We start from the raw sequence: 12,125 nt of genomic DNA, 5'->3' as shown, positions 1-12,125 counted from the left end.
GATGAGCGACATCTCACAACAAAACGGGCCGCCTTGCGGCGGCCCGTTCTTGGTCAGGCTCTGACTGGAAATCAGGCCTTGTCGACCACTTTCTTCACGGCATCCTTGCCCTTGCCGAGCGCCTGCTGGGCTTCGCCCTTGCGCTCCTGAGCGAAGCCCTCTGCCTCGAGCTCGGGCTTGTCCAGCGCCTTGCCGGCGGCCTGCTTGACGTTGCCGGTGGCCTCGTTGGCCATGCCCTTGACCTTGTCCATGGTGCTACCCATCGTCTTGATCCTTCCGTGAAACCGTTGCCGCCCTCGCGGCTTGCGGGAGGAAAACCAGCGGCCCGAAGGAAGGTTCCCAAAGAATTTTGCAGGCCTGCGACCGGCAGCAGAAGGGCCGGCGCCCGCCTGGATGCGAGCGCGGCGACAGACCGTCACGCAACCGTCATGCAGGGGCCATAGCCGAAAGGCCGACGCCATCCTTTCCCGGCACGAGGACAATCCCATGCGCCAGCCCCTGGTTCTTGCCGCGCTCGCCTCTCTGATGCTCAGCGGCACCGCGCTCGCCGAGCCGATGTTCAACCGCATCGCCACCTTCCAGGTGCCGCTGAACCTTCCCGCGGATCGCGACCCGGCGAAGAAGACGGTTGCCGAGATCATCGCCGCCAATGAGGACGGCACGCTGCTGGCCTATACCGATGGCGAGCAGAAGGCGCTCGGGCTGATCGACATCACGACGCCCGCCGCGCCCAAGCCCGCCGGCTTCATCCCGCTCGGTGGCGAATCGACCTCGGTCGTCGTTCTCGGCGACAAGGCCTTCGTCGCCGTCGTGACCTCGGGCGACAACTTCAAGGAGCCGGCCGGGCATCTCGCGACCGTGGACCTCAAGGCGAAGCAGGTCGTGGCGACCTGCGATCTCGGCGGCCAGCCGGATTCAATCACGCTCAGCAAGGACAAGACCAAGATCGTCATCGCGATCGAGAACGAGCGCGACGAGACGCTGAACAAAGGCGCGCTGCCGCAGCTGCCGGCCGGCAACCTGACGCTGATCGGCCTCAAGGACGGCGCCGTCGATTGCGCCTCGCGCCAGATCGTCGACCTGACCGGCATCGCCGCGGTCGAACCGACCGATCCGGAGCCCGAATTCGTCGACGTCAACGCCGACGGGCTGGCGGTGGTGACGCTGCAGGAGAACAACCACATCGCCATCGTCGACACCAAGACGGGCAAGCTGGTGGCGCATTTCCCGGCGGGCGCGGTCGATCTCAAGGGCATCGACAAGACCCGCGACGGCCAGATCCGGCCCGTCGAGGAACTCAAGGGCGTGGCGCGCGAGCCCGATTCGGTGCGCTGGCTCGACACTGACCGGTTCGTCACTGCCAATGAGGGCGACTGGAAGGGCGGCTCGCGCGGCTTCACCATCTTCCGCAAGGACGGCTCGGTCGAATTCGATTCCGGCGCGACGACCGATCATCTCGCGATCAGCCTCGGTCATTATCCCGAGCGCCGCTCGGCCACCAAGGGCAGCGAGCCGGAAGGCATGGAGGTCGGGACCTATGGCAACGACCAGCTGATCTTCGTCGGGCTGGAGCGCGCTTCGCTGGTGCTGGTCTACAAGGACGAGGGCCCGGGCCGCGCCCCGCGCTATCTCCAGGCGCTGCCGGGCGGCATCGCGCCGGAGGGGCTGCTCGCCATTCCCCAGCGCAATCTCCTCGTTTCGGCCTCCGAGGCCGATCTCGTCGCCAAGGGCGGCCCGCGGTCCGCCGTGACGATCTATCAGCGCAGCGAAGCTCCGGCGGCCTATCCGACGCTCGTCTCGGGCGAGGTCGACGGCGCCCCGATCGGCTGGGGCGCGCTGTCGGGTCTGTCGGCGCATCCGACGCTGGCCGGCCGGCTCCACGCCGTCACCGACAGCGCCTATACGCCCTCGCGCATCCTCGAGATCGACGCCACGCAGAAGCCGGCCCGCATCACCGGCGCCATCACCGTGACCAAGGACGGCAAGCCGGCCGCCTATGATCTCGAGGGTATCGCCACCCGCACCGGCGGCGGCTTCTGGCTGGCCTCCGAGGGCAACCCCGAGCACAAGGACAAGCCGACCCAGAGCATGCTGCTGCGGGTCTCGGCCAAGGGCGAGGTCGAGGAGGACATCCTACTGCCGGACGAGTTGGCGAAGCAGGCGACCCGCTTCGGCTTCGAGGGCGTCGCGGTGACCGGTTCCGGCGCTGAGGAGACGATCTGGCTCGCGGTGCAGCGCGAGTGGAAGGACGACCCCAAGGGCAAGGCCAAGATCCTGGCCTACAAGCCCGCGACGAAGACCTGGGGCGTGCTGCACTACCCGCTGACCACTCCGACTGCGGGCGCCTGGATGGGCCTGTCCGAGCTGACCGCGCTGGGTGATGACCGCTTCGCCGTGATCGAGCGCGACAATCTCTTCGGCGCGAAGGCCGTCAAGACGCTGGCGACCTTCTCGGTCAAGGGGCTGACGCCGGCGCCGCTCGGCTCGGCGACGATCCCGACGGTCGAGAAGACGCTGCTGCGCGACCTGACGCCGGCCCTGATGGCGCTCGGCGGCTATGGCCTCGACAAGGTCGAGGGCATGGCGCTCGACCGGGACGGCAACCTCTTCGTCGTCACCGACAATGACGGCGTCGACGATTCCTCCGGCGAGACGCAGTTCCTGGCGCTGGGCAAGATCGCCAACTGAGCGCCAGCTCGCGCGTCATTCTCGGGCGAAGCGAAGCGCAGACCCGAGAATCTCAGGCCGGGCAAGGCAAGGAGCCATCTTGTCATGAGATGCTCGGGTCGAGCCCGAACATGACGATGGCCAACAAAAAAGCCCCGGATGCTCGTCGCATCCGGGGCAGGCGCCTGGCGAGATGACAGCCAGGTGGGGAGGAACGGGATTACCAGCCGGCGAGCACGTTGCCCTTGAAGCGCTCGGCGACGAAGGCCTTGATGTCCGCCGACTGGTAGGTCTCGACCAGCGTCTTGACCCAGGGCTTGTCCTTGTCGGCGGCGCGGACCGCGATAACGTTCACGTAGGGCCCCTTCGGGTCCTCGCGCAGGATCGCCGAGGTCGGCTCGATCTTGGCATCGACGGCGTAGTTGGTGTTGATCGCGGCGGCGGCGACGTCGGCCATCGTGCGCGGGGTCTGCGCCGCCTCGACCTCGATGAACTTCAGCTTCTTGGGGTTGGCGACGATGTCGATCGGGCCCGGCTTGAAGCCGACGCCGTCCTTGAGCTTGATGACGCCCTTGTCCTGCAGCAGCAGCAGCGAGCGACCGCCATTGGTCGGGTCGTTCTGGATCGCGATCGACGCCCCATCCGGCACATCGGCCCAGCTCTTGTGCTTGGCCGAGTAGATGCCGAGCGGGAAGTTCACCGTCAGGCCGACGCTGACCAGCTTGAAGCCGCGGTCCTTCACCTGGTTGTCGAGATAGGGCTGGTTCTGGAAGGAGTTGGCTTCCAGTTCGCCGGCGTCGAGCGCCTGATTGGGAACGACATAGTCGGAGAACTCGATGATCTTGAGGTCGATGCCCTTCTTGGCGAGCAGCGGCTTCACCTGTTCGAGGATTTCGGCATGGGGGCCGGGCGAGACGCCGATGCGGACGACCTGCGGGGCCTGGGCGAGGGCCGGGACGGAGAGGGTGAGCGCGGCGAGGGCCGTGGCGGCAATGGCGGCGCGGCGGGTGATCGTGGTCATGCGGGCAGTTCCTTTGCTTGGGGCGAAAATCCCAGCCCTCATCCTGAGGAGCCGCGGCACGCGGCGTCTCGAGGGATGCCCCAGCCTGCGCAGGAGCCTCCTGGACCATCCTTCGAGACGCAGGCTCCGCCTGCTCCTCAGGATGAGGGCTGAGGGGTGATGACCGGGGTGAAAGCCCGGATTCTTCAGGCGTGGCGCAGGCGCTTGTTGAGCCGGCGGGCGAGATGGTCGCCGATGGTCTGGACGGTCTGGACCAGCACGATCAGCACGGCGACGACGGCGGCCATGACCTCGGGCATGAAGCGCTGGTAGCCGTAGCGGATGCCGAGATCGCCCAGCCCGCCGCCGCCGACCGCACCGACCATGGCCGAGAAGCCGATCAGGCTGACGATGGCGAGCGTCAGGCCGAGCGCGATCGCCGGTAGCGCCTCGGGCACCAGCACCTTGCGGACGATCTGCAGGGGCGTCGCGCCCATCGACCGGGCCGCCTCGACCAGCCCCTGATCGACCTCGCGGATCGCGCCCTCGATCAGGCGGGCGATGAAGGGCGTCGCGGCGACGGTGAGCGGCACGATCGCGGCGTTGGTGCCGATAGAGGTGCCGGCGATCAGCCGCGTGAAAGGGATGATCGCGACGACGAGGATGATGAAGGGGGTCGAGCGCGTGGCGTTGACGAGCGTGCCGAGCAGCGTGTTGACGAGGGGTGCGGCGAAGAGTTCGCCGCGCTTGCTGGTGGCGAGGAAGACGCCGAGCGGCAGGCCGAGCACCGTGCCGAGCCCGGCGGCGATCGCCACCATTTGCAGCGTGTCGAGCGTCGCTTGCCCGATCAGGGCGAGAATCTGGGGCGAGATGATCTCAGGAAACATGGCCGATGACCTCCGCCTTGAGTTCGAGGCTGTTGAGTGCGCCAAGCACGGCCGCGAGCTCCGGCTCGCGCGTCGGCACCGAGACCAGCAGGCTGCCGAAGGGCTTGCCCGCGATGGCGTCGATGCGGCCGGCGAGGATGTTGACGTCGACGCCGATGGTCGAGCTCAGCCGGCTGATCACCGGCGCCGTCGCGTTCTCGCCGGTGAAGGTGATGCGCAGCACGGTGTCGTCGCCCGGCTTGGCGTCCTTGCGGATGCGACCAGTGAGATAGGCCGGCAGTTCGACGCCTGTGACCGCCTCGACGAAGCGCGCCGTGGTCGGGTGCTGCGGACGGGTCAGCACCGAGAAGACATCGCCCTCCTCGACGATGCGCCCGTCCTCGATCACCGCCACCCGGTCGCAGATCTCCTTGATGACGGGAATCTCGTGGGTGATCAGCAGGATGGTGAGGCCAAGATCGCGGTTGACCTGTTTCAGCAGCGTCAGGATCGACTTCGTCGTCTCGGGATCGAGCGCCGAGGTGGCCTCGTCGCAGAGCAGCACCTTGGGGTCTGTCGCCAGCGCGCGGGCGATGCCGACGCGCTGCTTCTGGCCGCCGGAGAGCTCGGCCGGATAGCGCTCGCGCTTGTCGGCGAGGCCGACGAGATCGAGCAGGCGCGCGACCTTGTCCTCGATCTGCGCCTTCGGCGTGCCGGCGATCTCCAGCGGCAGCGCGACATTGCCGAAGACCGTGCGCGAGGAGAGCAGGTTGAAGTGCTGGAAGATCATGCCGGTCGTGCGGCGGCGGGCGCGCCAGCCGGCCTCGGTGAGGCCGGTAACGTCCTCGCCCTCGATCAGGAGACGGCCGGAGGTCGCCCGCTCCAGCCCGTTGACGAGCCGGATCAACGTCGACTTGCCGGCGCCGGAACGGCCGATCACGCCCACGATCGCGCCCTTGGGCACGTCGAGGTCGATGCCCGACAGCGCGGAGACCGACCCTTGCGCACCACGGGCGGCGTAGGTCTTGCCGATCTGCGCGAAGCGGATGATCGGGGCGGGCTGGTCCGGCACGGGGCCGGGTTCGACGCGGAAGGCGTCGGGCTTCACGGGAGCGTTCATGGTGACCTCAGGACGGAAACGGGTCGGGGCGGCGCCGGGGCGAAGCCAGCTGCCGTGCCGCCCGCTCGGCGGCGCCCGGCGTGGCGAAGCGATGGCCCTCGAGCGCGTCGAAGGCGGACGCGGCGGAAATGAAGGTGAAGACGCGCTCGTCGTCGCGACGGCTGACAAGGCCGGCCTGCGTCTCGCCGATCTCGATGACATAGGCCTGCTGGCTACGCAGCGGCAGGCCCTGATCGGGCCGGCCGGCGCCGGAGGAGGAGATGTTCATGGCTGGACTCCCGCCGCATCGCGGCGCTGGTGGAGATCTGAGGAGGTTCGGGATGGCTCGCCGATGCGAGCGCAGAAACCGTCAGAGTCGACAGCGACAGGCTGTGGAGCGGGGCGGGAGGGCGCGGGGCGAGGTCGCTTCGGTCATGGTCTTCTCCTGTCGGATGGAGCCCACGACCGCGTCGTGGCGCTTTAGCGTTTGGTGACGCGGCGCAAGCTGCTCGCTCAAATCCCCGCGGCCGTTCGGCAGGACCGAATGACAAGATTGAATCTGGCGGACGAAATCCTTTTTGTCAATGCGATCGTTCTTTTAAAGAAACGAAATGGACAAGATCGCTCGCCTTCGCGCTGGCCTCGCGGGAGAAGGATCGCCTCCCGCAACAGGTTCCGACCGTGCCGACCTGCGGCTCCGCCGCGCCTTGACGCCACCGGCCACCACAGTTCATCAGCACGGCCATTCGTGCCGCGAGGCGCCTTTTTTGAACAGGACCTGCAATGACCAAGGCCTTTCTCGCCGTCCTGGCGGCGCTCTGCGTGTCGCTCGGCGGCACCGCACTGGCGCATGACTACATGGTCGGCGCCCTCAAGATCGATCATCCCTGGAGCCGGGCGACGCCCGGCGGCGCCAAGGTCGGCGCCGGTTACCTCACCATCGCAAACACCGGCCCGGCGGCGGACCGTCTCGTCTCGGTCTCGGCTCCGACGATCGCCGGCCGCACCGAGATCCATGAAATGGCCATCGCCAATGGCGTGATGACGATGCGCCCGCTCGATGCCGGCATCGCGATCCCGGCCGGCAGCAAGGTCGAGTTCAAGCCCGGCGGCTACCATGTGATGTTCATGGAGCTGAAGCAGCCGCTCAAGCAGGACGGGCGCTTCAAGGGCACGCTGACCTTCGAGAAGGCCGGCTCGGTCGAGGTCGAGTTCGCGATCGAGGCCGTCGGCGCGCGGGGCGCGGGACATGGTGCCCATAAGGGGCATTGAGGGCCGGCCCGAAGCGCCCCATGACAGCCCGGCCTGCGCGATGCTAGGAAACAGCACCCCCGGTTCAGGAACGCTCGCCTTGTCCGCCTCCCGCTCCATCCTGCTTATCATCGGCGGCGGCATCGCCGCCTATAAATGCCTGGAGCTGATCCGGCGGCTGAAGGACCGCGGCATCGCCGCGCGCTGCATCCTGACCAAGGCGGGCGAGCAGTTCGTGACGCCGCTGGCCGTCTCCTCGCTCGCGGGCGAACGCTGCTTCACGGATCTGTTCTCGCTGACCGACGAGGCCGATATCGGCCATATCGCGCTATCGCGCTCGACCGATCTTTTGGTCGTGGCGCCCGCCACCGCCGATCTGATCGCCAAGATGGCCAACGGACTCGCCAACGACCTCGCCTCGACGGCGCTGCTGGCGACCGACAAGCGCGTGCTGATCGCGCCCGCGATGAACCCGAAAATGTGGGAGCACCCGGCGACGCGCCGCAACATGGCGCAGCTCCGGAAGGATGGCGTGCTCGTCGTCGGCCCCAACTCCGGCGCCATGGCCGAGCGCGGCGAAAGCGGCGTCGGTCGCATGGCGGAGCCTGCCGAAATCATCGCCGCGATCGAAAGTGCGCTGGCGGGCGAGGCGCCCTCCTCGCAGCGCGCGATCGGGTTTCTCGGCCGCCTGCCCGGCGGCGGCCCGGACGCGCCGGGCCCGCTGGCCGGCCGGCATGTGCTGGTGACCTCGGGGCCGACGCATGAGGCGATCGACCCGGTGCGTTACATCGCCAACCGCTCCTCGGGCAAGCAGGGCCACGCGATCGCGGCGGCAGCCGCGGCCGCCGGGGCGCGCGTGACGTTGGTGTCGGGCCCCGTCGCCATCCCCGATCCCGAGGGTGTCGAGACGGTTCATGTCGAATCGGCGCGCCAGATGCTCGCGGCCGTGGAGGCGGCTCTGCCGGCGCAGATCGCGATCTTCACCGCCGCCGTCGCCGATTGGCGGGTGGCCGACGAAGCCCCCGAGAAGATGAAGAAGGATGGCGGCGGTCTGCCACCGCTGGCCCTAGTCGAGAATCCCGACATCCTCGCCAGCGTCGCACAGCGAGCGACCGACCGCCCCGATCTGGTCGTCGGCTTCGCCGCCGAGACGCAGAATGTCGTCGCCTACGCGCAGGCGAAACTGGCCAAGAAGGGCTGCGACCTGATCATCGCCAACGATGTCGGCGGCACGGGGGTGATGGGCGGCGACGTCAACACGGTGCATCTGGTCACGCGCACGGGTGTCGAAAGCTGGCCGACGCTCGCCAAGCCGGAGGTCGCCAGCCGGCTCGTCGCTCACCTGGCGCGGCTGGTCACCCCTCAGGGCGGCGCGTGAATGCGGGGATGCCTCCGGCAAGGCCATCCCCTGAGGCGGACGCGGTTTTGATGCAGCCAAGCTGATCTTGTCGGCGCAGCTCGAGCGCCGGGCCGCCCATCGCAGCCCCATCACCGAAGCCGCTTGTCGCAACGACATGGAAGCCGTCTGCAAGTTCCTGCCGAGGCGACGGGTCTTGGCGCGCATCTTGCGCGAGGTGAGGCGCTGGAAGCACAGCGCCTGCGACGACGCAATGCTTCGACGTCTCCGAAGCGATGCCCCCTTGGCTTTCGAAAGCCTCACGCCGCGGCGCGGCTTGGATCGATGAGCTTTTGCAGATCGGCTCGAGGGCGCCGTTGATACTGTGGCGACTTCCACAATCGTTGTGACACCATCTCGGCGATGGGTTATCGCAGGGTTAGCAGCGATGCTGCAGAGCCTGCCTCAGAGAGCGGGCGCATCGCTGCCGGGGTGTTGAAGATGCGGGTTCGGGGCAATGAAGTCGCGGTCGCGCTCGAGGAATGCAAGCGCGCTTTTTGGTCCGTCGGCCTGGTGAGCTGCGCCGTCAACGTGCTGATGTTCGCCGGCCCGATCTATATGCTGCAGGTCTATGACCGGGTGATTCCGGGCCGCAGCATCCCGACGCTGGTCGGGCTGACATTGATGCTGGTCGCCGCCTTCGCGTTCCAGGGCTTTCTCGATGCGGTCCGCAACCGGCTCGTCATCCGGATCGGGCGGCTGCTCGACGAGCGCCTCGCCGGGCCGGTGCATGGTGCCGTGGTCCTTCTGGCCCGACAAAACCGCCCGCCCGGCGAGAGCGGACAGCCGGTTCGCGATCTCGACATGATCCGGGCCTTCCTCTCGGGTCCGGGGCCGGCGGCGATCTTCGACATGCCGTGGATCGTCGTCTTCGTCGCGGTCTGTTTCTTCATTCACCCGATCGTCGGCGCGGCGGCGATCGTGAGCGCGCTCGTGCTCATCGGCCTGACGGTGCTGACAGAGTTCAGCGGGCGCGACGCGCAACGCGAGACCTTGCGTGAAACGGCCGGGCGGCAATCCCTGATCGAAGCCGCGCGGCAGAACGCCAACACGGTCAAGGCGCTCGGCATGACGCCGGCGCTGCGCCAGCGCTGGCTGGCCGCCAACCGCCGCTATCTCGACGCGATGCAGCGCACCAGCGACACGATCGGCGGGTTCGGGAGCGCCTCGCGCACATTGCGTCTCCTGATCCAGTCGCTCGTGCTGGGGCTGGGTGCCTATCTCGTCATTGTCGGCGACATGACCTCCGGGGCGGTGATCGCCTGCTCCATCATGATCGGCCGGGCGCTTGCGCCCGTCGAGTCGGCGATCGGCAGCTGGAACGGCTTTACCAATGCGCGTCAGGCCATCGCCCGGTTGAAGCGTCTTTTTGCAGCCATGCAGGCGCCGGCCGACGCGACCGAACTGCCGCCGCCGGTCGCCTCTCTCCAGGTCGAGAATCTCGTCGTCGCCGCCCCCGGCGCGATGGGTGCGCTGCTCCAGCAGATCAGCTTCGGGCTCAAGGCCGGGGACGCGCTCGGGATCATCGGCCCGAGCGCTGCAGGAAAGAGTTCGCTCGCTCGCGTCCTCGTCGGCGCCTGGCCGGCCGCGCGCGGGGCGGTGCGGCTCGATGGCGCCCTCATCGATCACTGGGACCCTGTCGCGCTCGCGCGCCATATCGGCTATCTGCCGCAGGACGTGAGCCTGTTCGACGGCACGGTGGCCGAGAACATCGCGCGGATGGCGATGGAACCCGATGCCACGGCGGTGGTCGCGGCCGCCAAGGCCGCAGGCGCCCATGAGATGATCCTGCGCCTGCCGGGCGGCTACGACACGGTGATCGGCGAGGGAGGCGTTTCGCTTTCCGGCGGACAGCGCCAGCGGATCGCCCTGGCACGGGCGCTCTATTGCGACCCCTTTCTGGTCGTGCTCGACGAGCCCAACGCCAATCTCGACCGCGAGGGCGAGGCTGCGCTGACGGAGGCGATCTTCAGCATCAAGGCGCGGGGCGGCATCGTCGTGGCGATCGCGCACCGCCCGAATGCAGTCATCGCCTGCGATTACGTGCTTTATCTCGGGCAGGGCACGCAACTGGCCTTCGGCCCGCGCGACGAGGTTCTCCGCAAGATCCTGGCCGCGCCGGCGGGCGCCAACGATCCCGGGCGTGCCGAACGCCGCAGCGAGGTCGCTTAAGATGAACGCGCCTGCGCCCAAACTCACGGAGGTCCATGCGAGCCTCGCCCGGCTGAACCGCGTCGCGGTGGTCAGCGTCGCGCTGTTTGTCTTCGGCATCGGGGGCTGGGCCTGGGCGGTCAACCTTTCGGGCGCCGTGATCGCGGCAGGCCAGGTGGTGGTCGAGGGCAGCCTGCGTCGCGTCCAGCATCCGACCGGCGGCGTCATCGGCCAGATCGCCGTGACCGAAGGCCAGGCCGTTGCGGCCGGCGATGTGCTGGTGCGTCTCGACGACACGCTGACGCGCGCCAATCTCGGCATCGTGCGCTCGCAGATCGACGAGCTGGCGGCGCGCGAGGCCCGCCTGCTGGCCGAACGCGACAGCGAGGCTCAGATCCGCTTTCCCAGCGATCTGGTGCTGCGCCGGGCCGAAGCCTCGGTCGAGCGGGCGCTCGCGGGCGAGGAAAGGCTGATCGAGGCGCGGATACGCTCCCGGGACGGACAGAAGGCGCAGCTGCGTGAGCGCGCGGCGCAGTTCAACGAGGAGGCTCAGGGCATCTCGGTCCAGATCGCGACGAAGGAAAGGGAGGAGGCGCTGATCGCCGAGGAGTTGCGCGGCGTCGCGCAGCTGTTCAAGCAGAACCTGACCTCGATGCAGCGCTACACGGGCCTGCAGCGCGACCAGACGCGGGTCTCGGGCGAGCGCGGCCAGTTGCTGACCGAGCGCGCCCGGGTGCGCGGCAAGATCTCCGAGGTCGAACTGCAGATCCTTCAGCTCGATCAGGACATGCGCACCCAGGTGCTCGGCGACCTGCGCGATACCCAAGGCAAGCTCGGCGAGCTGCGGGAGCGGCGGATCGCCGCCGAGGATCAGCTCGCCCGGGTCGAGATGCGCGCGCCGATCTCCGGGCTGGTCCACCAGCTCACCGTCTTCACCGTCGGCGGCGTCATCAGCCCGGGCGAAACCCTGATGTCGATCGTTCCGCATGACGAGGCCCTCGTCGCCGACGTTCGGGTCCTGCCCACCGACATCGACCAGCTCGCTGCGGGCCAGGAGGCGATCGTGCGCGTCCTCGCCGGCAATCAGCGCACCATTCCGGACCTGCGTGGCCGGGTCGTCCGCATCGGCGCCGATCTGACGCGCGAGCAGCAAACCGGCATGACCTATTTCACGGCCCGCATCGCCCTGCCCGACAGCGAAATCAGGCAACTACAGGAGCTGAAGCTCGTCCCGGGCATGCCGATCCAGGCTTTCATCAAGACGCAGGACCGGTCGGCGCTCGATTATCTCCTGCGCCCGCTGGTCGAGCAGGCGGGCCGCGCCTTTCGCGAACGCTGAAGCGGAGTCCGAAGACCCGGGCCGATTGTCAGCAGACGAAACGTGATCGCATTTGCGCCGATCTGCCTGATATTCTGATTGTCTGAGAGCCGATTGACCCGACGAAAGCGTTGGGCCAGGCGCTGCCAAGAAACGTTTGGCAACAAATCCCAGCTTTATTGATCGGGACGCTGGATGTCGGGGCGACCACTGGCCCGAGACGCCTGGAGGCGGCGCATCCCGGCGGATACTAACGATCCAATATTTTTACTATGCGCTGACAGCGATTCCTGACGGCTTTTGCTTCGCCAGGTCCTTTACGGCAGGCCCTACCCTGCGTAATGATCGCGATGCGGTAACATTTTATTAAGTTTATT

The 12,125-nt window shown here is 67.8% G+C and carries 10 protein-coding genes; 5 read left to right on the top strand and 5 right to left on the bottom strand.

The genetic code is table 11. The annotated features are described in order from the left end of the window. Positions 1-71: 71 nt before the first annotated feature. Positions 72-263, bottom strand: coding sequence for a CsbD family protein (locus tag Q8S38_RS03810; protein ID WP_066620899.1), 192 nt, complete (start codon positions 261-263; stop codon positions 72-74). A 223-nt stretch (positions 264-486) separates the two neighbouring features. On the opposite strand from Q8S38_RS03810, the gene Q8S38_RS03805 reads away from it, so the two are divergent. After that, positions 487-2,688: an esterase-like activity of phytase family protein gene (locus Q8S38_RS03805; RefSeq protein ID WP_305679095.1), complete on the top strand. Its 2,202-nt coding sequence runs from the start codon at positions 487-489 to the stop codon at positions 2,686-2,688. A 199-nt stretch (positions 2,689-2,887) separates the two neighbouring features. Here Q8S38_RS03805 and Q8S38_RS03800 read toward each other — a convergent pair whose 3' ends face one another. The 4 genes from Q8S38_RS03800 to Q8S38_RS03785 all read right to left on the bottom strand — a co-directional run bounded on the left by Q8S38_RS03800 (position 2,888) and on the right by Q8S38_RS03785 (position 5,921). Beyond that, positions 2,888-3,688: a MetQ/NlpA family ABC transporter substrate-binding protein gene (locus Q8S38_RS03800; protein WP_305679094.1), complete on the bottom strand. Its 801-nt coding sequence runs from the start codon at positions 3,686-3,688 to the stop codon at positions 2,888-2,890. A gap of 185 nt (positions 3,689-3,873) precedes the next feature. Next, complete coding sequence (locus tag Q8S38_RS03795) at positions 3,874-4,554, bottom strand: methionine ABC transporter permease (RefSeq protein ID WP_371125825.1); 681 nt, start codon at positions 4,552-4,554, stop codon at positions 3,874-3,876. Continuing rightward, positions 4,544-5,653: a methionine ABC transporter ATP-binding protein gene (locus tag Q8S38_RS03790; protein WP_305679093.1), complete on the bottom strand. Its 1,110-nt coding sequence runs from the start codon at positions 5,651-5,653 to the stop codon at positions 4,544-4,546. Before Q8S38_RS03790 ends, Q8S38_RS03795 begins: the two co-directional genes overlap by 11 nt. Positions 5,654-5,660: 7 nt before the next feature. Then, entirely contained in the window at positions 5,661-5,921 is a 261-nt protein-coding gene (locus Q8S38_RS03785) for a hypothetical protein (RefSeq protein WP_305679092.1), read from the bottom strand. Between the two features lie 494 nt (positions 5,922-6,415). Between Q8S38_RS03785 and Q8S38_RS03780 the strand changes: the two genes are divergently transcribed. From Q8S38_RS03780 to Q8S38_RS03765, 4 genes are all read left to right on the top strand, one after another. Next, positions 6,416-6,904: a copper chaperone PCu(A)C gene (locus tag Q8S38_RS03780; protein ID WP_305679091.1), complete on the top strand. Its 489-nt coding sequence runs from the start codon at positions 6,416-6,418 to the stop codon at positions 6,902-6,904. 40 nt (positions 6,905-6,944) lie between these two features. Then, entirely contained in the window at positions 6,945-8,261 is a 1,317-nt protein-coding gene (locus Q8S38_RS03775; RefSeq protein ID WP_305679090.1) for a phosphopantothenoylcysteine decarboxylase domain-containing protein, read from the top strand. A gap of 381 nt (positions 8,262-8,642) precedes the next feature. After that, positions 8,643-10,451: a type I secretion system permease/ATPase gene (locus tag Q8S38_RS03770; protein ID WP_465247589.1), complete on the top strand. Its 1,809-nt coding sequence runs from the start codon at positions 8,643-8,645 to the stop codon at positions 10,449-10,451. Between the two features lies 1 nt (position 10,452). Next, positions 10,453-11,769, top strand: a complete 1,317-nt coding sequence (locus Q8S38_RS03765) for an HlyD family type I secretion periplasmic adaptor subunit (RefSeq protein WP_305679088.1) — start codon at positions 10,453-10,455, stop codon at positions 11,767-11,769. Positions 11,770-12,125: the final 356 nt, after the last annotated feature.

It is taken from the genome of Allobosea sp., assembly GCF_030695125.1.
Taxonomy (GTDB): Bacteria; Pseudomonadota; Alphaproteobacteria; order Rhizobiales; family Beijerinckiaceae; genus Allobosea.
The sequence above is the reverse complement of the archived record's forward strand: the minus strand, read 5'-3'. Positions and strand labels throughout refer to the sequence as shown.